This is a genomic window from Streptomyces solicamelliae, assembly GCF_045348655.1.
Classification (GTDB): Bacteria; Actinomycetota; Actinomycetes; order Streptomycetales; family Streptomycetaceae; genus Streptomyces; species Streptomyces solicamelliae.
The window spans coordinates 4,306,484-4,329,483 of sequence record NZ_CP160404.1; the positions used below are offsets into that span (position 1 = coordinate 4,306,484).

Annotated in this window: 19 protein-coding genes; 10 read left to right on the plus strand and 9 right to left on the minus strand. The window is 74.6% G+C overall.

From position 1 onward, the window contains the following. Positions 1–71: 71 nt before the first annotated feature. Together ABZO31_RS20165 and ABZO31_RS20170 are read left to right on the plus strand one after the other, a co-directional pair. On the plus strand, positions 72–1,301 hold the full coding sequence (locus tag ABZO31_RS20165) for a hypothetical protein (protein ID WP_406862615.1): 1,230 nt from the start codon (positions 72–74) through the stop codon (positions 1,299–1,301). 165 nt (positions 1,302–1,466) lie between these two features. Continuing rightward, the gene (locus ABZO31_RS20170; protein WP_406862616.1) at positions 1,467–1,967 is read left to right on the plus strand and encodes a DoxX family protein; all 501 of its coding nucleotides are present in this window, start codon (positions 1,467–1,469) and stop codon (positions 1,965–1,967) included. Here ABZO31_RS20170 and ABZO31_RS20175 read toward each other — a convergent pair. Together ABZO31_RS20175 and ABZO31_RS20180 are read right to left on the minus strand one after the other, a co-directional pair. Continuing rightward, entirely contained in the window at positions 1,919–2,137 is a 219-nt protein-coding gene (locus ABZO31_RS20175) for a hypothetical protein (protein WP_406862617.1), read from the minus strand. The genes ABZO31_RS20170 and ABZO31_RS20175 overlap by 49 nt on opposite strands. Then, positions 2,124–3,467 carry a PspC domain-containing protein gene (locus tag ABZO31_RS20180; protein ID WP_406862618.1) on the minus strand — a complete coding sequence of 448 codons (1,344 nt, stop codon included), beginning with the start codon at positions 3,465–3,467 and terminating at the stop codon, positions 2,124–2,126. The genes ABZO31_RS20175 and ABZO31_RS20180 overlap by 14 nt, the downstream gene beginning before the upstream one ends. Before the next feature lie 175 nt (positions 3,468–3,642). On the opposite strand from ABZO31_RS20180, the gene ABZO31_RS20185 reads away from it, so the two are divergent. Together ABZO31_RS20185 and ABZO31_RS20190 are read left to right on the plus strand one after the other, a co-directional pair. Beyond that, positions 3,643–4,938, plus strand: coding sequence for a PspC domain-containing protein (locus ABZO31_RS20185; RefSeq protein WP_406862619.1), 1,296 nt, complete (start codon positions 3,643–3,645; stop codon positions 4,936–4,938). Then, the gene (locus ABZO31_RS20190) at positions 4,935–5,639 is read left to right on the plus strand and encodes a LuxR C-terminal-related transcriptional regulator (RefSeq protein WP_406862620.1); all 705 of its coding nucleotides are present in this window, start codon (positions 4,935–4,937) and stop codon (positions 5,637–5,639) included. The genes ABZO31_RS20185 and ABZO31_RS20190 overlap by 4 nt, the downstream gene beginning before the upstream one ends. 21 nt (positions 5,640–5,660) lie before the next feature. Here the strand turns inward: ABZO31_RS20190 and ABZO31_RS20195 are convergent, their stop codons facing one another. Both ABZO31_RS20195 and ABZO31_RS20200 read right to left on the minus strand, forming a co-directional pair. Beyond that, the gene (locus ABZO31_RS20195; protein ID WP_406862621.1) at positions 5,661–6,059 is read right to left on the minus strand and encodes a DUF3291 domain-containing protein; all 399 of its coding nucleotides are present in this window, start codon (positions 6,057–6,059) and stop codon (positions 5,661–5,663) included. Positions 6,060–6,186: 127 nt separating this feature from the next. After that, the gene (locus ABZO31_RS20200) at positions 6,187–7,257 is read right to left on the minus strand and encodes a C40 family peptidase (RefSeq protein WP_406862622.1); all 1,071 of its coding nucleotides are present in this window, start codon (positions 7,255–7,257) and stop codon (positions 6,187–6,189) included. A gap of 191 nt (positions 7,258–7,448) precedes the next feature. On the opposite strand from ABZO31_RS20200, the gene ABZO31_RS20205 reads away from it, so the two are divergent. Then, positions 7,449–7,802, plus strand: a complete 354-nt coding sequence (locus tag ABZO31_RS20205) for a hypothetical protein (protein ID WP_406862623.1) — start codon at positions 7,449–7,451, stop codon at positions 7,800–7,802. A 101-nt stretch (positions 7,803–7,903) separates the two neighbouring features. Here the strand turns inward: ABZO31_RS20205 and ABZO31_RS20210 are convergent, their stop codons facing one another. Then, positions 7,904–9,088, minus strand: a complete 1,185-nt coding sequence (locus ABZO31_RS20210; RefSeq protein WP_406862624.1) for a C40 family peptidase — start codon at positions 9,086–9,088, stop codon at positions 7,904–7,906. Positions 9,089–9,326: 238 nt separating this feature from the next. On the opposite strand from ABZO31_RS20210, the gene pcrA reads away from it, so the two are divergent. Further along, the gene (gene pcrA / locus ABZO31_RS20215; RefSeq protein ID WP_406862625.1) at positions 9,327–11,783 is read left to right on the plus strand and encodes a DNA helicase PcrA; all 2,457 of its coding nucleotides are present in this window, start codon (positions 9,327–9,329) and stop codon (positions 11,781–11,783) included. 70 nt (positions 11,784–11,853) lie between these two features. On the opposite strand, the gene ABZO31_RS20220 is transcribed toward pcrA, so the two are convergent. Both ABZO31_RS20220 and ABZO31_RS20225 read right to left on the minus strand, forming a co-directional pair. Next, complete coding sequence (locus ABZO31_RS20220; protein WP_406862626.1) at positions 11,854–13,419, minus strand: M23 family metallopeptidase; 1,566 nt, start codon at positions 13,417–13,419, stop codon at positions 11,854–11,856. Positions 13,420–13,649: 230 nt separating this feature from the next. Continuing rightward, complete coding sequence (locus tag ABZO31_RS20225; protein ID WP_406862627.1) at positions 13,650–14,549, minus strand: esterase/lipase family protein; 900 nt, start codon at positions 14,547–14,549, stop codon at positions 13,650–13,652. 254 nt (positions 14,550–14,803) lie between these two features. On the opposite strand from ABZO31_RS20225, the gene ABZO31_RS20230 reads away from it, so the two are divergent. Then, positions 14,804–15,211, plus strand: a complete 408-nt coding sequence (locus ABZO31_RS20230) for a cobalamin B12-binding domain-containing protein (RefSeq protein WP_406862628.1) — start codon at positions 14,804–14,806, stop codon at positions 15,209–15,211. 43 nt (positions 15,212–15,254) lie between these two features. Here the strand turns inward: ABZO31_RS20230 and ABZO31_RS20235 are convergent, their stop codons facing one another. Together ABZO31_RS20235 and ABZO31_RS20240 are read right to left on the minus strand one after the other, a co-directional pair. After that, on the minus strand, positions 15,255–16,829 hold the full coding sequence (locus tag ABZO31_RS20235) for a DUF5691 domain-containing protein (RefSeq protein ID WP_406862629.1): 1,575 nt from the start codon (positions 16,827–16,829) through the stop codon (positions 15,255–15,257). Beyond that, entirely contained in the window at positions 16,826–18,247 is a 1,422-nt protein-coding gene (locus ABZO31_RS20240; protein ID WP_406862630.1) for an SWIM zinc finger family protein, read from the minus strand. Before ABZO31_RS20240 ends, ABZO31_RS20235 begins: the two co-directional genes overlap by 4 nt. A 126-nt stretch (positions 18,248–18,373) precedes the next feature. Here ABZO31_RS20240 and ABZO31_RS20245 point away from each other — a divergent pair, with 126 nt between their 5' ends. From ABZO31_RS20245 to ABZO31_RS20255, 3 genes are read left to right on the plus strand one after another with little or no spacing between them, the layout of a single operon-like run. Continuing rightward, a complete protein-coding gene (locus ABZO31_RS20245) occupies positions 18,374–19,498 on the plus strand; it encodes an ATP-binding protein (protein WP_406862631.1) in 1,125 nt (374 codons plus the stop codon). Beyond that, complete coding sequence (locus tag ABZO31_RS20250) at positions 19,495–21,795, plus strand: DUF5682 family protein (RefSeq protein ID WP_406862632.1); 2,301 nt, start codon at positions 19,495–19,497, stop codon at positions 21,793–21,795. Before ABZO31_RS20245 ends, ABZO31_RS20250 begins: the two co-directional genes overlap by 4 nt. After that, positions 21,792–22,970: a VWA domain-containing protein gene (locus tag ABZO31_RS20255; RefSeq protein ID WP_406862633.1), complete on the plus strand. Its 1,179-nt coding sequence runs from the start codon at positions 21,792–21,794 to the stop codon at positions 22,968–22,970. Before ABZO31_RS20250 ends, ABZO31_RS20255 begins: the two co-directional genes overlap by 4 nt. Positions 22,971–23,000 lie beyond the last annotated feature (30 nt).

Sequence of the window (23,000 nt, forward strand, 5' to 3'; positions counted from 1 at the left end):
TTCCTCCGTGCGGCACAATTCCCTGTACTCGTGCGGTAGTTGACCGCACAGGCGAACAGGGAGCGTGCGCCGTGACGGTGCAGCAGGCGGAGCAGTGCGCGGACCGTACGGCGTGCGCGCACGGCGGACGGGAGGCCCATCGGCGCGCCGTCGCCGCCTTCCTGGCCCGCCGCAACGAGCTCGCCGGCGGGCACGGCGTGCCCGCCGCGCTCGCCCACTCGCCGGTCGCGTCCCGGCAGTGGGTCTCCGACGAACTCGCCCAGTCCGCCCGCACCGTCGAGGTCCGCGGCCGCGCCGCCGGCGAGGAGTGGACCGGCCGGGTCTGGCGCGGCAGCCTCGCCGCCGCCGGCGGGGGACTGGTGGCGCTGCTGCTGGCCCTTGCGTTCACCGCGATCGGCCCCGGCTGGACCGCGGCCCGCACCTGCGCGCTGCTCGCCGCCGTCCTCACCGCCGCGGCGCTGCTCGCCGCCGCCCGCGCCCACCGCGCCCGCGGTGGACTGCTCGCCCCGCTGGTCGGCGACGACAACCGGCTCTCCACCTCCCGCACGGTCGCCGCGGCCTGGCTGCTGTTCACCGGGTACGCGGTGCTGTTCCTCGCGCTGGGCCGGATCGCCGGGGCCGGGCCGGTGGACCTCGGGCTCGCCCGGGGCGCGGGCCTGCTCACCGTGTTCGCCCTGGGGTCGGTGACCGCGGTGGCGGTCCGCCGGCTGGTGCTCGTACGGGTCCTGGGGCGGCGACTGCAGAAGGTCCGCGCCGACCGGCCGCGCGCCGCGGACCTGCTGTGCGACGACGGCGGCCGGGCCTGCCTCGCGGACGTGCAGTACGTGCTGGTCTCCGCGGCCGCCCTGGTGTTCGCCGCGGCCGAACTGGCCGCCGCGCCCGACCGGCTGCCCGAACTGCCCTGGTCGCTGGCCGTCCTGGTGGCCGTGTCGACCGCCGCGTACCTCGCGGGCAAGGGCGCGGAGGGCGGCCGGCCGGTGATCCTCTCGGTGGTGCGGGCCCGCGAGGCGGGGGACCTGGACGCGCCGATCCGGGTGGGCGACGACATCGAGATCCGCGGCGCCGGGTTCGTACCGCCCGGGGCGGCCGGCCCGGAGGCGCTGACCCGGCTCGTCGTCCGCATCGGCGCGGTCCACGCGCACGTCCCGCTGGTACCGGTGACCGGCGGCTTCGCCAATCCGACCGACTCGGTGCTGACCGTCCCGCTGCCCGCGGACGTGGAACCGGGCCGGGTGGAGGTCTCGGTCGTCACGGCCGCGGGGGTGGAGACCGAACGGGTCGCGATCGACGTCGCCGACTGATTCGCGCCGGGCCCGCGCGTTCGACAGGACCGCCGGGCCGGAGGACCGTGGAAACCCGAAGTGGGTGACGGTTGAACCGTTCGGGTGCCCCGCACGTATATCCCGGAAGGCGTCCGGGGACGGATTCGGGAGCTTGGACAGCGGCGCGGGAGAGGCAGGCCGGCGATGACACACACGTACCACGGAGGTCGTCAGGGGATCGGCGGCTGGAAGGAGACCGCCTCGCAGTACGCGCTGCTGCCCCTGCGGATCTTCCTCGGCGTCACCTTCGTCTACGCGGGGCTCGACAAGATCACCGACTCCGCCTTCCTCTCCGACACCGGCTCCGGCTCGATCGGCGAGATGATGCGCGGCGTCCGCGACGGCGCCGCGATCCCCGCCATGGTCGACCTGGCCCTGAAGAGCCCCACCGGCTTCGGCTACGCGATCGCGTTCGGCGAGCTCGCGGTCGGCCTCGGCACCCTGGCCGGACTGTTCGCCCGGCTCGCCGCGCTCGGCGGGGCGCTGATCTCGCTGAGCCTGTGGCTGACGGTGAGCTGGCAGACCACGCCGTACTACTACGGCAACGACCTCGTGTACCTCATGGCCTGGCTGCCGCTGCTGCTCGCCGGGGCGCCCTACTGGTCGCTCGACGCGCTGCGCGCACCACGCCGCCGGACCCCGTAGGCCGCCCAGGCCGCGAGCCCGGCCAGCGTCAGCCCGCCGAAGGTCAGCGGCAGGGCCGTCCACCACGGCGTGTGCCACGCCCCCGCGGCGTCGCCGCCGTACAGCGCGGCGACGGTCAGCGCGGTCGCGCCCGCGAGCAGCCGGCCGGGGCGGAACTCATGACGCAGCACGGTCGACCTCCAGCTGTCCGATCCCCAGGTCCACCCGGAGCTCCAGGGTGCCGCCCGGCTGCACGCCGGCCGGCGGGGTCAGCGTACGGCGGGCGGTGTAGCCGCCGCGTACGTCGATGTCGTCGGGCCGCTCGCCCGGCAGCTGGACGTCGGCCAGGCCGGTCTCGGCGACCAGGTCGACGGTGACGTTCCGCGGCACGATCACCTTCAGCTTGCCCGCGCCCACGTCGGCGGCGGTGCGCAGCGTCGTCCCGGCGGGGACGGCGATCCCGGACAGGTCCAGGGTGCCGACGCCGGAGCCCAGTTCGTACCGGGGCTGCACGGCGGAGACGGAGGCGGGCTGCCAGGTGGTGCGGACCCAGCGGGTGCCGATGTCGGCGGGCAGGGCCGCGGCCGCGGCGAGCAGACAGGCGGCGACGACCGTGACGAAGACCGTGCCGAAGCCCGTACGGCCCAGGAAGCTGCTGATCACCATGGCGAGGCCGAGGACGGCGACGGCGCAGACCAGGCCGATCTGGACGCTGGTGCCGAGCGGCTGCGTGTCCCACGTCAGGCCGGTGCCGAGGCCGCCGGCGATCAGGGCGAGCAGGAAGAACAGCCCGCCGATCGACCGGGGCCCGCGGGCGGCCGGGCGCGCGGCGGCCGGGGCGCCCCAGGGGCTGCGCGGCGCCGGCGGCTCCACGTCCTGCGGATCCGTCCCCGTCGGGCCCCACAGGTAGCCGGTCGGCACCGGACCGGTGGAGCCGTCCTTGACGATCGGGTCCCGCCACCATGACGGCGCGTCCGCGAGCGGCGGGGCCTTGGTCTCCGGCGGCGCGGCCTGCGCGACGGCCTGCGCGGCCGCCACGTCCCGGCCGTGCGCCACGGCTTCCCCGGCGGCGACCTGACGGCGGCGCTGCGACCAGACGGCCGCGCCGCTCACCGCTATCGACAGCATCATCGCGAAGGCGAGCGTCCCGCCGTTCCGGCTCATCGCCAGGAACAGGCCGCTGCCGACCAGCGCCATCATGACCGCGCTCAGCGAGGCCCCGTCGACCCGGCCGGACAGCAGCCGGCGGGCCTCGTTCTCGTCCTCGCCGTCCAGCGGCAGGGCCAGCCAGGCGAAGCCGTAGAAGATGAGCCCGACGCCGCCGGCGGCGGACAGCACGCCCACGGCGATCCGGAAGATCACCGGGTCCATGTCGAAGTACCGCCCGAGGCCGCCGCAGACTCCGGCCACGACCTTCTGCCGCCGGGTCCGGCGCAGCGGCGGGACGCCGGCCGGCACGGCGTCGCCGGCCGGGGCGGAGGAGGGCGGCGGTGCCTCCTCGGGGGACTTCGAACGCGTCATGGATCCATGGTGCGGGCCGCCGGGGCCCGGCGGCACCGGGGCCGACCCTGGACGGTCCCTGATATTGCGGGCCGATAGTGGTGCCCGGATCGAGACTTCGGTCGCGGCCGGGATCCGGGCGGTCTCAGGGCCGACCCTGATGTCCGGGGGCGTCCGGGCGTGTGACGATCGGGGCATGCCCGTTGCCGCCCGCCCGGCCGATCGCCCGCACGACCGGCTCACCGACCACGACGAGCCGCCCCCGCGCAAGCTCTACCGGAGCGCCGAGGGGCGGATGCTCGGCGGTGTCGCGCGCGGTCTCGCCGGGCACCTCGGGCTGCCCGTGATCTGGGTGCGGTTCGTGTTCCTGGCGCTGTTCTTCGCCGACGGGCTGGGCTCCCTGCTGTACGCGGTGTTCTGGATCGTCGTCCCGCTGGGCGTCGGCGGCCGGGCGCCGGAGCCCCGGTCGGTCTTCGAGACGACCGCCGACGGCCGGCGGCGGCTGCGCAAGCCCGACAAGGGGCAGGTGTTCGCGCTGATCGCGCTGGCGATCGGGGCCGCCGTCTTCGTCGGCAACGTCGACCTCGGCGGCCGGGCCAACCGCTACATCTGGCCCACCCTGCTCATCGGTCTCGGCCTGATCGTGGTCTGGCGGCAGGCCGACAACGCCCGCCGCGCCAGCTGGACCGCCACCGGCGGGCGCCGGCGCACCCTGCAGCTGGCCCGCGCCCTGGCCGGAGTGGCCCTGGTCGGCCTGGGCCTGACCGCCTTCGTCGTCGGACGGGCCTCCGCCGCCCAGCTCGGCACCGCCGTCACCGCCGCGATCGCGGTCCTCGCCGGGATAGCGCTGCTCGCCGGCCCGTGGCTGATACGGATGACGCAGGACCTCTCCGAGGAGCGGACGATGCGCATCCGCGCCCAGGAGCGGGCCGAGGTCGCCGCCCATGTCCACGACTCGGTGCTGCACACCCTCACCCTGATCCAGCGCAACGCGGACGACCCGGGGGAGGTGCGCCGGCTGGCCCGCGCGCAGGAGCGCGAGCTGCGGAACTGGCTGTACAAGCCGCAGGGCACCGGCAAGGAGGACGAGGACACCCCCGAGACGCTCGCCGAGGCGGTGAAGAAGGCCGCGGCCGAGGTGGAGGACAAGCACGGCGTCCCGCTGGAGGTCGTGGTGGTCGGCGACTGCCCGCTGGACGAGAAGCTCGTCGCACAGATGCAGGCCGCGCGCGAGGCCATGGTGAACGCCGCGAAGTACGGTGGCGGGGGTGGGGCCGTTCAGGTCTACGCCGAGGTCGAGGGCCGCACGGTGTTTGTCTCGGTACGGGACCGGGGGCCGGGCTTCGACCCCGACGCGGTGCCGGGCGACCGGATGGGCGTACGAGAATCGATCATCGGCCGGATGCAGCGCAACGGCGGCACGGCCCGGGTGCGGTCGGCGCCGGGCGAGGGCACCGAAGTGGAACTCGAGATGGAGAGGGCGGACGGATGACCGAGGAGAGCACCGGGGGCACGGACGCGGGTGCGGACGCGCGGCGCGTACGGGTCGTGCTCGTCGACGACCACCGGATGTTCCGCGCCGGGGTGCAGGCCGAGATCGGCCGGACCGAGGAGACGGGCGTCGAGGTGGTCGGCGAGGCGGCCGACGTCGACCAGGCCGTCACCGTGATCACCGCGACCCGTCCCGAGGTCGTGCTCCTGGACGTGCACCTGCCCGGCGGCGGCGGGGTGGAGGTGCTGCGGCGCTGCGCGAGTCTGACGGCCGCGGCGGAGAACCCGGTCCGCTTCCTGGCGCTGTCGGTCTCGGACGCGGCCGAGGACGTGATCGGCGTGATCCGTGGCGGCGCGCGCGGCTATGTCACCAAGACGATCACCGGCGCGGACCTGGTCGACTCGATCTTCCGGGTGCAGGAGGGCGACGCGGTGTTCTCGCCGCGGCTCGCCGGCTTCGTCCTGGACGCCTTCGCGTCCACGGACGCGCCGCCGGTGGACGAGGACCTGGACCGGCTGACCCAGCGGGAGCGCGAGGTGCTGCGGCTGATCGCCCGCGGCTACGCGTACAAGGAGATCGCCAAGCAGCTGTTCATCTCGGTGAAGACGGTCGAGTCGCACGTCTCGGCGGTGCTGCGCAAGCTGCAGCTCTCCAACCGGCACGAGCTGACCCGCTGGGCGACGGCCCGCCGTCTGGTCTGACGGGTCGGTCCGTCCGGCGGGTCAGTCGGTCCGGGCGGCGTCGAGGCGGCGGTGGGCGTCGTCCCAGCCGATCGGCAGCTGCTCGACCGGGGCCTCCCAGAAGGTGAAGGTCGAGTCGCGCATGGTGGAGCGCAGCCCGCTCATGATGCTCCGGTGCGGTTCGGCGCGCGCGTAGGCGTAGAGCGCGTCGCGGTCCTCCCAGGCGGAGAGCGTGAGGAAGGTGCGGGCGAACGGGCGGGCGACCAGGGAGGCCCCGAGCGCGCCCGGCGCGCTGCGGACCTGGCGCCAGGCGGCCAGTGACTTGAGGAGGAAGCGCGGCACGTCCTTCAGCGCGTTCACCTCGAAGCGGGAGGCCATGACGTACGCGTGGGTGGTGTCGGGCCGGGGCTGGTTCGGGGTGGTCCAGGGGAGGGTGGGCATGGCGTACCTTCTCCGTCGCAAGATTGGCGAGTGGCACTATCCATAGTAGTGAGTGCCACTATCCATAACAATCCCCGTTCCCCGTCGTCTGTTCCCCGCTGCTCCGCCCTTTGCGCCTCCGCGGGGCTCACCCCACGCGAGTGGCCCCCGCGAACGGCATCTCGTCGATCGGTGCGATCCGCACCGGCGCGCCCGGCCGCGGCGCGTGGATCATCTTGCCGCCGCCGATGTAGAGCCCCACATGGCTGATCCCGGAGTAGAAGAACACCAGGTCGCCCGGGGCCAGTTGGGACCGCGAGACCCGCTGCCCGGCGTTGATCTGGGTGTACGTGGTGCGCGGCAGCGAGACGCCCGCGGAGCGCCAGGCGGCCTGGGTGAGACCGGAGCAGTCGTACGCGTTCGGGCCCGTCGCGCCCCAGACGTACGGCTTGCCGAGCGCCCCGTACGCGAAGGCCACCGCCTGCGCCGCCCGCCCGTTCGGCGCCTGCACCGGGCCGCGCGGCTGGAGGCGGTCGGCCCGGTCGGCGGCGGGGGTCCCGGCGTCCGCGCCGGTGCGCCCGGCGACCTGGGCCTCGTACGCCCGGCGCTGCTCGGCGGTGAGCCGGGCCAGCAGTGTGCGGGCGGAGGCGAGCTTGCTCTGGACGGTGCTCTTGTGGCGGCCGAGCGCGGCCTCGTGGCGCCTCAGATCGGCCAGCCTCCCGGTCGACTCGGCGCGCAGCCGGCCGATCTCGGTGAGCTCGCGCCGTACCGACGCGATGGCGACGGCCTGCCGCTGCCCGACGTGCTCGGCCAGCGCGGCCCGCTCCAGGTACTGGTCCGGGTCCGAGCTGAGCGCCAGCTGCACCGCCGGGTCGAGCCCGCCGGACCGGTACTGCGCGGCCGCCGCCGAACCGAGCGCCGTGCGCGCGCTGTTGAGCCGGGAGGTCCGGCGGGCGGCCTCGTCGCGCAGCCCGTCGAGCGCGCGACGGGTCGCGTCGGCCTTCTCCTTCGCGCCGTTGTACCGCTCCGTGGCCTCCTCGGCCTCCCGGTAGAGCCGGTCGACATCGGCCTTGACCTTCGCGGGCGTCGGCCGGGGCGTGGCGTGCGCGGCGCCGTCCAGGAGGGTCGCGGTCGCCGCGCCGGCCAGGGCCAGGCCGGCGGCGGTGCGGGCGGCGGGGCCGCCGAGGGTGCGCTGCTTGGGCTTGCGGTGTGCTGCCACGAGGGCGGGTCACATCCTTTCCCTGCGGGGGAGTTCGCTTGCTCGGCTCCCGGCTGCGAAGGACGCTAAACCTGGCGGACACGGGGGAGCGGCGAGTTGACCGCTATTGGCGTCGGATGTCGGACCGGGACCGAACGCTTTCGCTCCGGGCGCCCTCGGGCCGCCGCAAATGCCCGGATAGGCTCCGGGGCATGGACGTACTCATCAACGTGTTCGTGGCCCTGCACATCATCGGCATCGCCTCCCTGCTGGGCGGCTTCCTCACCCAGATGAAGGCGATGGGCGCGGGCACGGCGCGCTTCGTCCCGGCGATGCTGCACGGCGCGCTGACCATGCTGGTCACCGGAGTGATCCTGGTCGGCCTGAACCAGGCCGACGACCAGACCGTCAACAACATCAAGATCATCGTCAAGCTGGCCGTGCTGGTGGTGGTCCTCGGCCTGGTCTACGTGAAGCGCGACGAGGAGTCGGTGGGCAAGGGACCGTTCGCCGCCGTGGGCGCGCTCACGACGGCGAACATCTTCATCGCGACGGTGTGGACGTGATTCTGCCGGGGGCCCGGGGTCGTCCCCCGGAGAATGCGGCATCGCGACGCTCTGGACGTGATCCAGGGGCTTCGCGGTCCGTCTCGAGCGTCCGTCCGGCCTCAGGCCGGGCGGACGCTGCCGTAGATCGGCATGTAGTAGATGGACTCCTCGCGGACGTTGGTGCCCGGCTTCGGGGCGTGGATCATCTTGCCGCCGCCGATGTAGATGCCGACGTGGCTGATGTCGTCGTAGAAGAAGACCAGGTCGCCGGGGAGCAGGTCCTCCGTCGCCACGCGGCTGCCGACCTTCACCTGGTCCCAGGTGGTGCGCGGCAGGTCCACGCCCGCTGCCTTCCAGGCGGCCTGCGTCAGCCCGGAGCAGTCGTACGAGCTGGGGCCGGTGGCGCCCCACACGTACGGCTTGCCGATCTGGGCGCGGGCGAAGGCCAGCGCCTTCTCCGCCTTCGCCGCGTACGTGCTGCCTCCGCTCGACGGGGGTTCCGGGGTCGGCGTGGGCGTCGGGGTCGGCGTCGGCGTGGGCGCCGGCTGCTCTGCCGCCCGCTCCCGCGCCGCCTCCTCCTGCCGCAGGCGCTCCGCCTCTGCGGCCTCCTTGCGGGCCTGCTCCTCCGCCTTGCGGCGGGCCTCGGCCGCCCGCTTGCGCTCCAGCTCCGCGAGTCGGGCCTTCTCCTCGGCCGTCAGCCTCGACAGCAGGTTCCGGGCCTCGGCCAGCTTGTCCTGGACCGCCTTCTTGCTGGTGCGCAGGGCCTTCTGGGACTCGGTGAGCGACTGCAGGCTCTTCGTCGCCTCGGCGCGCTGCCTGGCCGCCGCGGCGCGCTCGGTCTCGTACTCGGTGACGACCGTGCGCTGCTGCGCGGTCATCCGGTCCATCAGCTGGGTCTGGTCGAAGTACGACTGCGGGCTGTCCGCGAAGATCAGCGCCGCGGTCGGGCTGACCGCGCCGGTCCGGTACTGCGCCGCCGCGTACGTGCCGAGGGCCCGCCGGGTCTCGTTGATGTCGTCCGCCCGCTCCGCGGCCTCGTCGAGCATCGTCTGCACCTTGCGGCGCTGCTTGTCCGTCGACTCCTTGGCGCGGTTGTACTCCTGCGTCGCCGTGCCGGCCTGCCGGTAGAGGTCGTCGACCTTCTTCTGCACCTCCTCCACCGTCGGCTTCGGCGGCGCGGGGGCGGCGCCGGCGGTCTGCGCGGACAGCAGGGTCACGCCCGCGAGCGCGGCCGTCGTGACGCCGACGGCCGGAGAGGTCGGACGGGTGCTGCGCGGCTTGCGATGGGATGCCAAGGCCGGCATCTCCTTCCCGTGGGGGAACGGAGGAGCCCCGGTGGAGAAAGCCGGGGCGCGGGCTGCTGGGCGTGCACGCTAGCCAAGTCCCGGTGCCCCTGGAAAGGTTGATGAGCGATATGTCCGATACATTTTCGTGACCTGATACGGAGTTTCACGCTCCGTATGGCGGTGATGCGGCTTCCGTGACCCCGTCCTCCGGAAGGCGGGGCGGGCTGTCGGTGCGGCGGCCTAGACTCGTTAAGCGATGAGCAGCCTCTTTGACGACAGCTTCCTGGCGAGCCTCCAGAACCCCTCCTCGGAGGAGCACCCGCCCCCGCCCGAGGACCACGAGCACGGCGCCCCGGCCGGCGAGGAGATCCCGCACGATCTCTTCGGCGACCGCTTCGACGCCCCTGCGCCAGGCAGGGACGCCTACTACCGCGACGGAGCCCACCGGCCCGTCGTGGACGCCGCCGCGCTCCTGGACGGGCTGAACGAGCAGCAGCGCGCCGCCGTCGTCCACACCGGCTCCCCGCTGCTCATCGTCGCGGGCGCCGGCTCCGGCAAGACGCGGGTGCTCACCCACCGCATCGCGCACCTGCTCGGCACCCGGCACGTGCATCCCGGCCAGATACTGGCGATCACCTTCACCAACAAGGCCGCGGGCGAGATGAAGGAGCGCGTCGAGCAGCTCGTCGGCCCGCGCGCCCACGCGATGTGGGTCATGACCTTCCACAGCGCCTGCGTCCGCATCCTGCGCCGCGAGAGCAAGAAGCTCGGCTTCACGTCCTCGTTCTCGATCTACGACGCCGCCGACTCCAAGCGCCTGATGGCGCTGGTCTGCCGCGATCTGGACCTGGACCCGAAGAAGTTCCCGCCGAAGTCGTTCAGCGCCAAGATCTCCAACCTGAAGAACGAGCTGATCGACGAGGAGACCTTCGCCGACCAGGCCGCCGACGGGTTCGAGAAGACGCTCGCCGAGGCGTACCGGATGTACCAGGCGCGGCTGCGCGAGGCCAACGCCCTGGACTTCGACGACATCATCATGACGACGGTCCACCTGCTCCAGGCGTTCCCGGACGTCGCCGAGCACTACCGCCGCCGCTTCCGCCACGTCCTCGTCGACGAGTACCAGGACACCAACCACGCCCAGTACACCCTGGTGCGCGAGCTGGTCGGCGAGGGCTACGAGGACCTCGGCCCGGCCGAGCTGTGCGTCGTCGGCGACGCCGACCAGTCCATCTACGCCTTCCGCGGCGCGACCATCCGCAACATCCTCCAGTTCGAGGAGGACTACCCGGACGCGACGACGATCCTGCTCGAGCAGAACTACCGCTCGACCCAGACGATCCTCTCCGCCGCCAATGCCGTCATCGAGCGCAACGAGTCCCGCCGCCCCAAGAACCTCTGGACCAACGCGGGCGCGGGCGCGCAGATCACCGGCTACGTGGCCGACACCGAGCACGACGAGGCGCAGTTCGTCGCCGAGGAGATCGACCGGCTCACCGACGCCGGCGACGCGAAGGCGGGCGACGTCGCGGTCTTCTACCGGACCAACGCCCAGTCCCGTGTGTTCGAGGAGATCTTCATCCGCGTCGGCCTGCCCTACAAGGTCGTCGGCGGCGTCCGCTTCTACGAGCGCAAGGAGGTCCGGGACGTCCTGGCCTACCTGCGGGTCCTCGCCAACCCCGAGGACAACGTGCCGCTGCGCCGGATCCTCAACGTGCCCAAGCGCGGCATCGGCGAGCGCGCCGAGGCGATGATCGACGCCCTCGCCCTGCGCGAGAAGATCACCTTCCCGCAGGCGCTGAAGCGGGTCGACGAGGCGTACGGCATGGCCGCACGCTCGGCCAACGCCGTCAAGCGCTTCAACACCCTCATGGAGGAGCTGCAGACGATCGCCGAGTCCGGCGCCGGACCGGCCGTCGTCCTGGAGGCCGTCCTGGAGCGCACCGGCTACCTCGCCGAGCTGCAGGCGTCCACCGACCCGCAGGACGAGACCCGGATCGAGAACCTGCAGGAACTCGCGGCCGTGGCCCTGGAGTTCGAGCAGGAGCGCGGTGACGAGGAGGGGGCGGGCACGCTCGCCGAGTTCCTGGAGAAGGTCGCGCTGGTCGCCGACTCCGACCAGATCCCCGACGAGGACGAGGAGGGCGCCGGCGTCATCACGCTGATGACGCTGCACACCGCCAAGGGCCTGGAGTTCCCGGTGGTCTTCCTCACCGGCATGGAGGACGGCGTGTTCCCGCACATGCGCGCCCTCGGCCAGACCAAGGAGCTGGAGGAGGAGCGGCGGCTCGCGTACGTGGGCATCACGCGCGCCCGTGAGCGGCTGTACCTGACCCGCTCGGCCATGCGCAGCGCCTGGGGCCAGCCCTCGTACAACCCGGCCTCCCGGTTCCTGGACGAGATCCCGCCGTCGTACCTCGAGTGGAAGCGGACCGGCCCGGTGAGCAAGCCGGCCGGCCCGACCGCCGGGATCGCCGCCTCGCTCTCCACGTCCCGCTCCCGCTCCGGCCCGTCGGGCTGGGCCACCAACCGGACCGGGGGCAGGCCGGTGATCTCGCTGCAGGTCGGCGACCGCGTCACGCACGACCAGTTCGGCCTGGGCACGGTCATGGCGGTGACGGGCGAGGGCGACCGGGCGCAGGCGACGATCGACTTCGGCGACGCGTCACCGAAGCGGCTGGTGCTCCGGTACGCGCCGGTGGAGAAGCTCTAGGCGAGCCCGTAGGCGTACGGGAAGGGCCCCGGCTGCTCGGCAGCCGGGGCCCTTTCGTGCGCGTGTGGGGTCAGCCCGTCGGGTCGAGCCCGTGGCTGCGCAGCCAGGAGAGCGGGTCGATGGTCGAGCCGCCGCCCGGCCGGACCTCGAAGTGCAGGTGCGGGCCGGTGGAGTTGCCGGAGTTGCCCGAGTACGCGATCACGTCGCCGGCCTTGACCTTGCCGGAGCGGATCTTCGTGCTGCTGAGGTGGCAGTACCAGGTCTCCGTGCCGTCCTTGGCGGTCACGATGGCCATGTTGCCGTAGGCGCTGTTCCACTGGGTGCGGACGGTGCCGTCCGTCGCGGCCATCACGGGCGTGCCGTACTGGACCGGGAAGTCGATGCCGGTGTGCATCGACATCCAGTTGACGCCGGACTGGCCGTAGCGCGCGCTCAGCTGGTGCAGCTTCACCGGCAGCATGAACTTGGGACGCAGCGCCTCCTTGCGGGCCGCCTCCTCCTCGCGCTTCTTCTTCTCCGCGTCCTGGCGCGCCTTCAGGTCGATGCGCTCCTGGGTGCGGCTGGCGCGGTCGCCGAAGTCGCGGGCGTCGGCGCTGAGCGCGGCGAGCTGCGTGTCGAGCTGGGTGTTCGCGGCGACCTGCTTCACCGAGGCCGGGTCGGCGGCGGCGACGGAGGTGGTGTCGTCCGGCTTGTCGGCGGTGTCGGTGAGCCCGCTGACCGAGGCGGCGGCGATGCCGGCGACGCCCATGACGCAGGCGGAGGGCACGGCGACGGTGAGGAGCGCGGAGCGCTTGGCCGGGGTGCGGCGCCGGCCGCGGTTGCCGCCGGCGCGGCGCACGGGGCGGCCCTCGGCAGGGGAGTCGGGGAGCTCGACGCGGGGCGCGAGCATGGTGTCGGCGGTGTGGAGGGACTCGGCGTCGGAGTCGTCGTCCGCCTCGGGGGCGTACGGGCCGTCGGTCTCGTAGGAGCCGTCGTGGCCGTACGCGAGGTCCTGACCGTCGTGGCCGTCGTGTCCGTACGCGGTGTCGTGGCCGTACGCGTCGTGGTGGCCGTGCTCGCCGGGGTGGTCGCCCTGGCCGTAGTCCAGGACCTCGAACGCGGCGGTCCGGTCCGCCGGGGCCTCGTGCTGCGGGCTCTCGGGGACGGCGTCGTAGGCGGTGTACGCGTAGCCGTAGTCGGGGGCCGTGTCGTGCTCGGGCGTGTACTGCTCCGGGACTACCGGCTCGGCGTGCACCGCGGTGTCGGGCGAGGCGTAGTTCCAGGCGGTGGCGTCGTACGCGCCGGTCTCGTAGCCGGTGGCCCCGGTCCACTGACCGGTGGTGTCGTACGAGGCGAACTGCGTGGCGTCCCACTGGCCGGTCTGCTGCTGCGCCGCCTGGGCCTGGTTCCAGGCGGAGGCGTCCCACTGGCCGGTGGTGTCGTAGTGCTGCGCGCCCTGCTGCTGTCCGACGTAGGAGTCGTAGGCGGAGGCGTCCCACTGCTGCTGTCCCGCGGCGGTCCACTGCGTGCTGTCGTACTGGCCGCTGTGCCCGGTGTCGTACCCGGGAAGGGCGCCGAACAGCGGGTCGGTGGCGAAGCTGCCGGTCGTATGGGCGTCGTCTCCGACGTACCCGGCGTGGGGGGGCTGGTCGTTCACCAACTTCTCTCTCGCCTCGGCAGCAGGACCAGTCCGGGACGGGCGACCGCAGGGTGTCCCGGGGGTAAGCAGTGGCGCGACTGTACCCGGCGGTACGCGGGGCCGACAATCTTCGGCAGGTTTTGGTAACGGGGGAAACGGGCAATCGGCCGCGTTTTGGCTCTCAGCGGGCAGAGCCTTGGCCTTGTGTTCGAGGAACGTTCGAAGAACAGTCGCCGAGTGACGGTCCGTCAGGCCACGGAGGCGGCGCTGTCGCGGGGCTCGTCCCCCTCGGTCGTGACGCTCAGGCCGTCGGAGGCGAGCGCCTGCCGGATGCCGGCGACGACGGCCGGATGGACCGGGAGCGCCAGATGGCCGATACCGGACACCCGGACGTTGTGCACCTGGAGGTCGGGGTGGTCGAGCCGGGCGGTCTCGACCGGGACCATGATCTGGTCCAGTTCGCTCCAGAAGCTGACGAACCGGGTGCGGCAGCCCGGGGCGGGCGCGGCGAGCTCGGCGAGGACGGCGGAACCGGGCCGCATCTGGCGGACCAGCGGGTGCGCGTCGCCCAGCGGGGCGACGACCGCGGTGCCGGAGTGCGGGGTGCCGAGGGTGACGAGGGTGCGCACCCGCGCGTCACCGCCGAGGCGCTGTACGTAATGACGGGCGATGAGCCCGCCGAGGCTGTGCCCGACGACGTCCACCTGCTGGTGGCCGGTGCGGGCGCGGATCGCGTCGATGTGCCGACCGAGGAGCTCGGCGGCGGTACGGAGGTCGCAGGTCAGCGGGGAGTAGTTGAGCGCCGCCACGTGCCGCCAGCCGTGGCGGGCGAGAGAGCGGCGGAGCAGGACGAAGACGGAACGGTTGTCCACGAACCCGTGCAGCAGGACGACGGGCCGGCGGGGCGCGCCGAGGGTGGCGGGCGCGTCGGCGTCCGTACCGGCGTCGGCGGCGCGCTCGGGAACCAGGCCGGAGGGGTAGAGGAGCAGATGCCCGGTGAGGATGGCCAGCTCCAGGGCCCCGGCCTTGAGCGCGGGGGAGAGGCGGGCGAGCCGTTCCAGGCCCAGCTGTCGTCCGACATCGCCGAGGTGGCTGATGTGGCCGAGCGGGCCGAACTGGCCGATCTGCCGGATCTCCGTGAACTCCATCGCCGACACCTCCCGACCGGGGCGCGGGGGAGCGGCCGGGCGCGTGGCGCGTAGTGCGACACGCGGCCCCGGGCGACTCCCTTGCGGCCGACCCGGTGCGGCTCACGCGGGGTGCGGCGCAGAGCGAACATTGTCCCACCGTGTGATTTCCCCCTCGGTGTCCACCGCGAAACGGCCCGGTGCGGGATGCTGGCGGATAACGTTCGTTCACCTCCCCGGCCCGTCGGGTGCGGGGGTCGCATGTGGAGGCAGTGATGGGTGTGACCGGTCCGATCCGCGTGGTGGTGGCCAAGCCGGGTCTCGACGGCCACGATCGCGGGGCCAAGGTCATCGCGCGGGCGCTGCGCGACGCCGGTATGGAGGTCATCTACACCGGTCTGCACCAGACGCCGGAGCAGATCGTCGACACGGCGATCCAGGAGGACGCCGACGCGATCGGCCTGTCGATCCTGTCGGGCGCGCACAACACGCTCTTCGTGAAGGTCCTGGAGCTCCTGAGGGAGCGCGACGCGGAGGACATCAAGGTCTTCGGCGGCGGCATCATCCCCGACGCGGACATTCCGCCGCTGAAGGACAAGGGCGTCGCGGAGATCTTCACGCCGGGGGCGACCACGGCGTCCATCGTCGACTGGGTCAACGCCAACGTCCGTGTAGCGGCCTGACGCCGGGGCCGGCCCCGGCGGTGGCGCGCGCCGCGCCGGGGCGTCACCGTGGATGCGGGACGAGTTCCTCGTGCATCGCCCCGCGGAGCCGCAGCGTGGAGACAAGGCGCTGGAAGGCCTCCGACCAGTAGCCCGCCGCGCCCGGCGCCGCGTCCTCGCCCTCGGCGACCAGCGTCGTCAGGGCCTCCAGGCGCCCCGCCGCGCCCGGGTCCAGGCAGCGCTCCGCGAGGCCCATCACGCCGCTGAAGCTCCACGGGTAGCTGCCCGCGTCCCGGGCGATGTCCAGCGCGTCGACCACCGCGCGCCCCAGCGGCTCCGCCCACGGCACCGCGCACACCCCGAGCAGCTGGAACGCCTCCGACAGCCCGTGCGCCGACACGAAGTCGGCCACCCACTCCGCCCGCTCGTCCTCCTCCAGCGTGGCCAGCAGCTTCGCCCGCTCCGCCAGCGACGAGGTGCTGGGCGAGCCGAGCAGCGCCCGGGACCAGGCCGCGTCCCGCTGCCGCACCGCCGCCCGCGACCAGGCCGCGTGCAGCTCGGGCTGCCAGTCGTCCGCGACCGGCAGGGCGACGATCTCCGCGGGCGTCCGCCCGCCGAGCCGGTCCTGCCAGCAGGACAGCGGCGCGTACTCCACCAGCTGGCCCAGCCACCACGACCGCTCGCCCCGCCCCGGCGGCGGCGTGCACACCAGCCCGTCCCGCTGCATCGCGGCGTCGCACTCGTGCGGCGCCTCCACGAAGACGCCCGGACCGCCGTCACCCGAACGGTCCAACGCGACGCAGGACGTCGCCCGGTCCGCCATCCGCGCGGCCAGCGCCGACGCGGGCAGCGCGGACAGCAGCTCGGCCGCCGTGGAGCGGACGTTCCGGCTGCGGTCCGTCAGCGCCGTCTCCAGGAACTCCTCGTCCGCGTCCGAGAGCCCCGCCCGCAGCGAGTCGAGGAACATCAGCCGGTCCTCCGCCCGCTCGGCCGCCCACGTCGCGGCGAGCAGCTCCCGCCCGGCGGCCGGATCCGCGGCCCGTACCGCGGCGAGCAGCGCGACCCGCTCCGCGAACAGACCCTCGTCCCACAGCCGCCGTACGGCCCCGTGGTCGCCGACCGGCGGCAGCGCCGCGCCCCCCGCCGCACCCCGCAGCGCGAACCGCCACTCCGGGTTCTGCCGGGCCAGCCACAGCCCGCGCGGACCGGCGAAGGCCAGCGCCGCCGGGCGCAGGTCCGTCCGGGCCCGGGCCGCGTCCAGCAGCGCCGGCAGCGCGGAGGCGGGCGCCCGGTACCCGTACCGCCCGGCCGCCGCGAGCCACTGCGGCAGCAGCTCGGCGACATCGGGCGCGGCCCCCCGCCGCCCCCCGGCCGGCGCGGGCGCGGCCCGCCCCGCGAGCAACTGCGCGAGCCGCCGCCGCGCCGCCCCGGGCAGCGGCGCCCGCTCGTCGTACGGCGCGGGCTCCGGCAGCGTCACGGGCGCCCCGGCCCGCAGCCCCGCCCGCCGCCGCACGGCGTGCACCGCCGCCGCGTCCAGCACGGCCTCGGCCCCCGGCCCGCCGGGCCTGCGCCCGGTCCCCAGCAGCGCCGAGGCGACCAGCTCTTCCTGCATCGGATCCCTCCGCTCCCCGTCCGTCATGCCAGCGCCACCGTCTCCGCCGGGTCCTCCGGGGACCAGGCCGCCAGGGGCGTGAAGCCCTGGTGGCCGCATTCGCCGAAGACGGTCAGCGGACCGCCCCCGGACAGCGCGACCAGCCGCCACAGGCCCGGGCCGGCGAGCGCCGCGGGCGTCAGCGGGAGGGCGCCCGCGCCGTCCTGGAGCAGCCGGCCGGTGTCCGACACCGCCGGGACCACCGCCGCCAGCACCGCCGGGACCGCGTCCAGCCAGGGGTCGTCCCGCAGGGCCCGGCCGTACGCGGCTATCGCCTCCGCCGTCGTCCCTCCCCCAGGCTCCGGCCGGGAGGACCCCCACCCCGGCGGACCGGCCGCCGGGACCGGCGCGCCGTGCTGCTCCAGCAGGTCCGCGCGGACCTGGGCGGCGCCTGGGTAACCGGCCAGCGTCGCGTCCAGGACCGTGCCCACCGGCAGGTCGAGCCCGGGGGCCCGGCCCGGCGGGCCGAACGACAGCAGCAGGGCCGTGCGGCCGGACTCCCGCCCGTACAGCCAGATCCGTCGCGCCGTCAGCTTCGCGTCCGGCGTGTCGTACCGGGCGAGCACCTGCCACCGGTCCCGCACCGGCGGCCCGTCCGCCGGCGCCGTCAGCCCGACGCGCGTGCGCACCGTGGCCGCCAGCTCCGGCGGCAGCCGGTCCAGCGACAGCCAGGCCCGGTCGAGCAGATGCGTCAGCGCGCACTCCTCCAGCAGCCGCACCGGCCAGCCCGGGCCGGAGCCCGGTATCGCTCCCAACTCCCGCACCCGCCCCGCCAGTCCGGGTGCCTGCGCGTCGACCATGCGGGCCGCGGTCTCCTCCCACAGCCCGTACCCCTCCTGTTCCGCCGCCGCCAGCCCGCCGCGCACCAGGTCGGCCAGCCGCTGCTCCAACTCCCGCGCGCCCGCGGTGATCCGGGCCGCCCGGCGCTCGGCGCGCCGCCGCGCCGCCTCCGGGTCGGCCGGTCCGGCGGGCGGGACGGCGCCGCCCGCGCCGACCCCGCCCGCCGCACCTCTCCCCGAACCCCCCGTGCCGGCGCCGCCCCCCGCGGCCCCCTCCCGGCGGGCCGCGAGCCACGGCTCCGCCCACTCCGGCACGTCCCCCGTCGCGACCGTCCCGTCGTCCGCCGCCCAGAGCAGCAGCAGTCCCAGTGCGTGCTTGCACGGGGACCTCGGGCTCCGGCAGTCACAGGCGAACGCCGGTCCGGTCAGGTCGACGACCGTCCCGTACGGCGTGCTGCCACCGCCCTTGCACCGCCCCCACACCACCGCTCCGGAGCAACCCGTCGCGGACCACGGCCCGGCCACACCGAGTCGGCCCCCCGCGCTGCGTGACGTCTCGTCAGAAGCCAGTGCCAGCACCTGCTCCGACGTCCACCGCACCCCCATGCGAACCCCCGTCCGACTCATGGCAACGACCGTACGGGGCCCCACTGACAATCGCCCCGACCTGCGACAACGGCCGTCCGCGGGGCGGTTGTCAGTGGCGTGGTGCACCGTGGAGTGCGTCGGGTCGAACGATCTGGAGGGGGAACCATGACCGTGCCCGAAACCACGACCGTCTCTGCGCACAAGGACACGAGCGACGCGCTGCGCCCGCACGCGGAACACGCCTTCGCCGCCGAACTCGCCGCGCTGGCCGCCGCCGACGACCGTCCCCGCCCCGCCCGCTGGCTGCTCTCGCCCTGGGCCGTCGCCCGCTATCTGCTGGGCGGCACACTCCCGGACGGGACGGTGATCACGCCGAAGTACGTGGGGCCGCGGCGGATCGTCGAGGTCGCCGTCAGCACACTCGCCACCGACCGGGCGCTGCTGCTGCTCGGCGTGCCCGGCACCGCGAAGACCTGGCTCTCCGAACATCTCGCCGCGGCCGTCAGCGGCGACTCCACGCTGCTCGTCCAGGGCACGGCCGGCACACCGGAGGAGGCGATCCGGTACGGCTGGAACTACGCGCAGCTGCTCGCCCACGGCCCCAGCCGCGAGGCGCTGGTGGCCGGGCCCGTCATGCGGGCCATGACCGAGGGCGCCACCGCGCGGATCGAGGAGCTCACCCGCATCCCCGCGGACGTGCAGGACACGCTCATCACCATACTGTCCGAGAAGACCCTGCCGATCCCGGAACTGGGGGAGGAGGTGCAGGCCGTCCAGGGCTTCAACCTGATCGCCACCGCCAACGACCGGGACCGCGGGGTCAACGAGCTGTCCAGCGCGCTGCGCCGCCGCTTCAACACCGTCGTGCTGCCGCTGCCCGCCACCGCCGACGCGGAGGTCGACATCGTCACCCGGCGGGTGGACCAGATCGGCCGCTCCCTCGACCTCCCGGCGGTGCCGGACGGCGTCGACGAGATACGGCGGGTCGTCACGGTCTTCCGCGAGCTGCGCGACGGGGTCACCGCGGACGGCCGCACCAAGCTCAAGTCCCCCTCGGGGACGCTGTCCACGGCCGAGGCGATCTCCGTCGTCACCGGCGGCCTCGCCCTCGCCGCCCACTTCGGCGACGGCGTGCTCCGCCCCGCCGATGTCGCCGCCGGCATCCTCGGCGCGGTCGTCCGCGACCCGGCCGCCGACCGGGTCGTCTGGCAGGAGTACCTGGAGACGGTCGTCCGCGAACGGGACGGCTGGAAGGACTTCTACCGCGCCTGCCGCGAGGTGAGCGCATGACGGCGGACACCGGAGCCCTGCTGCTCGGGGTGCGGCACCACGGTCCCGGCTCGGCGCGGGCCGTGCGGGCGGCGCTCGACACGGCGCGGCCGGCGGCGGTGCTGATCGAGGGGCCGCCGGAGGGGAACGCACTGCTGCCGCTCGCCGCGGACCCCGCGATGCGGCCGCCTGTCGCCCTGCTCGCGCACGCCGTGGACGACCCCGGACGGGCCTCGTTCTGGCCGATGGCCGCGTTCTCACCGGAGTGGGTGGCACTGCGGTGGGCCCTGGAGCACGGCGCGGCCGCCCGGTTCGTCGATCTGCCCGCCGCCACCACCCTCGCCCTGAACGCCGATCCGACCTGGGGCGACGGCGACGAGGAGGAGCTGCACCGGCCGGACCCGGCGGCCGGGCTGCGCGTGGACCCGATCGCCGTGCTCGCCCGCACCGCCGGGCACGACGACCCCGAGCGCTGGTGGGAGGACGTGATCGAGCACCGCGGCGACGGCGACCCGCGCGCCCCGTTCGAGGCCGTCGCCGAGGCCATGGGCGTGCTGCGCGAGACGTACGGCGCGGGCGGCCACGGCCGCGACCTCGTCCGCGAGGCGCACATGCGGCTCGAACTGCGCGCCGCGCGCAAGGAGTTCGGCGACGACCGGGTCGCCGTCGTCTGCGGCGCCTGGCATGTGCCGGCCCTGCGCCGCCGGACGACCGTCGCCGCCGACCGGGCCCTGCTCAAGGGCCTGCCCAAGGTGCGGACCGAGACGACGTGGGTGCCCTGGACCCACCGCCGGCTCGCCCGCCGCTCCGGCTACGGCGCGGGCATCGACGCGCCCGGCTGGTACGGACACCTCTTCGCCGCCCCCGACCGGCCCGTCGAACGCTGGCTGACCCGGGTCGCCGGGCTGCTCCGCGAGGAGGACAAGCCGGTCTCGCCCGCCGAGGTCATCGAGGCCGTCCGGCTCGCCGACACCCTCGCGGCCCTCCGCGGCCGACCGCTGGCCGGGCTCGGCGAGACCACCGACGCCGTACGGGCCGTGTTCTGCGCCGGCTCCGACGTGCCGCTCGCCCTCGTCCGCGACCGGCTCGTCGTCGGCGACGTGATCGGCGAGGTCCCGGCCGGCGCCCCCGCCGTGCCCCTGCAGCGCGACCTCGACCGGCTGCAGCGGAGCCTGCGGCTCAGACCCGAGGCGCGGGAGCGCGAGCTGGAGCTCGATCTGCGCAAGGACAACGACACCGCCCGCAGCCGTCTGCTGCACCGGCTGCGGCTGCTCGGCGTCGACTGGGGCGTGCCGGTCGCCGGCCGGACCGGCACGGGCACGTTCCGGGAGACCTGGCGGCTGCGCTGGGAGCCGGAGCTGCACGTCCGGGTCGCCGAGGCCGGAGTCTGGGGCACCACCGTCCACGACGCGGCGGCCGCCCGCGCCGAGGCCCGGGCCACCGGCGCCGGCGGTCTCGCCGACGTCACCACGCTCGCCGAGCAGTGCCTGCTCGCCGGGCTCTCCACCGCCCTGCCGGTCGTGATGCGCGTCCTCGCCGACCGGGCCGCGCTCGACGCCGACGTCGGCCATCTCGCCCAGGCGCTGCCCGCGCTGGCCCGCGCCCTGCGGTACGGCGACGTCCGCGGCACCGACACCGCCGCGCTCGCCGGGGTGGCCGCCGGACTCGCCGAGCGGATCTGCGTCGGGCTCCCGCCCGCCTGCACCGGGCTCGACCACGACGCCGCCGAGGAGCTGCGCGGCCACCTCGACGCCGTGCACACCGCGCTCGGCCTGCTCCCGGCCGACACCGCGCGGACCGACCGCTGGACCGGGGTGCTGCTCCGCCTCGCCACCCGGGACGCGGTCGCGGGCCTGATACGCGGCCGGGCCGCCCGGCTCCTCCTCGACGACGGGCGGCTCGACGCCGAGGGCACGGCACGGCTCATGGGCCTCGCGCTGTCGCCCGGCGTCCCGCCGGCCGCCGCGGCCGCGTGGATCGAGGGCTTCGCCGGGGGCGCGAGCGGCGGCGGGATGCTGCTCGTCCACGACGAGCGGCTGCTCGGCCTGATGGACGCCTGGCTGACCGGGGTCCCGCAGGACGCCTTCACGGACGTGCTGCCGCTGTTGCGCCGCACGTTCTCCGGGTACGAGCCGGCCGTCCGCCGCACCCTCGGCGAGCTGGTCGCCCGCGGCCCCTCGGCCGCCGCGGCCCGCGTCCGCGCCGGTGTCCCCGGCTTCGCCGAGGAACTCGACACGGCACGGGCGGACGCCGTCCTCCCGGTGCTGCGGCTGCTGCTGGGGACGGAAACGGACAGCACCACGGGGGTGGAGCGATGAGCGGCACGGAGCAGGGGACGACGGGCGACGAGCGGCTGCGGCGGTGGCGGCTGGTGCTCGGCGGCGGCGAGGCGGACGGCACCGGGCAGCCGGTGACCGGGCGGGACGCCGCGATGGACGCCGCGCTCGGCGCGCTGTACGGCGAGGCCCCCGGACCGGCGGCGGCCGCGCGGGGGCGGACCGCCGGACTCGCCGGCTCCGCGCCGGCCGTCGCCCGCTGGCTCGGCGACATCCGGACGTACTTCCCGGGGCCGGTCGTCCAGGTCATGCAGCGCGACGCCATCGACCGCCTCGGGCTCGCCACGCTGCTCCTGGAGCCGGAGATGCTGGAGGCCGTCGAGGCGGACGTCCACCTCGTCGGCACGCTGCTCGCGCTGAACAAGGCGATGCCGGAGACGACGCGGGACACCGCCCGCGCCGTCGTCCGCAAGGTCGTCGCCGACCTGGAGCGGCGGCTCGTCGCCCGCACCCGTGTCACCGTCACCGGCGCCCTCGACCGCTCCGCGCGGATCCGCCGGCCCCGGCACGGCGACATCGACTGGGACCGCACGATCCGGGCCAACCTGAAGCACTACCTGCCGGAGCACGGCACGGTGGTGCCCGAGCGGCTGATCGGGCACGGCCGTTCGGCCCGCTCGGTGAAGAAGGACGTGGTGCTCTGTGTCGACCAGTCCGGCTCCATGGCGGCCTCGGTCGTCTACGCGGCGGTGTTCGGGGCCGTCCTCGCCTCGCTTCGCTCGCTGGACACCCGGCTGGTCGTCTTCGACACCTCCGTCGTCGACCTGACGGACCGCCTGGACGACCCGGTGGACGTGCTGTTCGGCACCCAGCTCGGCGGCGGCACGGACATCAACCGCGCCCTGGCGTACTGCCAGGGCCGGATCACCCGCCCCGCCGACACGGTCGTGGTGCTGATCAGCGACCTGTACGAGGGCGGCATCCGCGACGAGATGCTGCAGCGCGTCGCGGCCATGAAGGCGGCCGGGGTGCAGTTCGTCGCGCTGCTCGCGCTCTCCGACGAGGGGACGCCGGCGTACGACCACGACCACGCGGCCGCGCTCGCGGCGCTCGGCGTGCCGGCCTTCGCCTGCACCCCCGACCTCTTCCCGGACGTGATGGCCGCGGCCCTGGAGAAACGCACACTGCCCATACCGGACATGGCGACTCATCAGTAACAGGGGACTTGCGTGACCGGGGGAGTCTCG

What these genes read in the sequence shown, in the direction of transcription:
- ABZO31_RS20185 (WP_406862619.1), top strand. Translation starts at nt 3,643, where the DNA reads ATGCCCGTTGCCGCCCGCCCGGCCGATCGCCCGCACGACCGGCTCACC.
- ABZO31_RS20195 (WP_406862621.1), bottom strand. Translation starts at nt 6,059, where the DNA reads ATGCCCACCCTCCCCTGGACCACCCCGAACCAGCCCCGGCCCGACACC.
- pcrA (WP_406862625.1), top strand. Translation starts at nt 9,327, where the DNA reads ATGAGCAGCCTCTTTGACGACAGCTTCCTGGCGAGCCTCCAGAACCCC.
- ABZO31_RS20170 (WP_406862616.1), top strand. Translation starts at nt 1,467, where the DNA reads ATGACACACACGTACCACGGAGGTCGTCAGGGGATCGGCGGCTGGAAG.
- ABZO31_RS20230 (WP_406862628.1), top strand. Translation starts at nt 14,804, where the DNA reads ATGGGTGTGACCGGTCCGATCCGCGTGGTGGTGGCCAAGCCGGGTCTC.
- ABZO31_RS20240 (WP_406862630.1), bottom strand. Translation starts at nt 18,247, where the DNA reads ATGAGTCGGACGGGGGTTCGCATGGGGGTGCGGTGGACGTCGGAGCAG.
- ABZO31_RS20245 (WP_406862631.1), top strand. Translation starts at nt 18,374, where the DNA reads ATGACCGTGCCCGAAACCACGACCGTCTCTGCGCACAAGGACACGAGC.
- ABZO31_RS20250 (WP_406862632.1), top strand. Translation starts at nt 19,495, where the DNA reads ATGACGGCGGACACCGGAGCCCTGCTGCTCGGGGTGCGGCACCACGGT.
- ABZO31_RS20225 (WP_406862627.1), bottom strand. Translation starts at nt 14,549, where the DNA reads ATGGAGTTCACGGAGATCCGGCAGATCGGCCAGTTCGGCCCGCTCGGC.
- ABZO31_RS20255 (WP_406862633.1), top strand. Translation starts at nt 21,792, where the DNA reads ATGAGCGGCACGGAGCAGGGGACGACGGGCGACGAGCGGCTGCGGCGG.
- ABZO31_RS20190 (WP_406862620.1), top strand. Translation starts at nt 4,935, where the DNA reads ATGACCGAGGAGAGCACCGGGGGCACGGACGCGGGTGCGGACGCGCGG.
- ABZO31_RS20210 (WP_406862624.1), bottom strand. Translation starts at nt 9,088, where the DNA reads ATGCCGGCCTTGGCATCCCATCGCAAGCCGCGCAGCACCCGTCCGACC.
- ABZO31_RS20235 (WP_406862629.1), bottom strand. Translation starts at nt 16,829, where the DNA reads ATGACGGACGGGGAGCGGAGGGATCCGATGCAGGAAGAGCTGGTCGCC.
- ABZO31_RS20180 (WP_406862618.1), bottom strand. Translation starts at nt 3,467, where the DNA reads ATGACGCGTTCGAAGTCCCCCGAGGAGGCACCGCCGCCCTCCTCCGCC.
- ABZO31_RS20205 (WP_406862623.1), top strand. Translation starts at nt 7,449, where the DNA reads ATGGACGTACTCATCAACGTGTTCGTGGCCCTGCACATCATCGGCATC.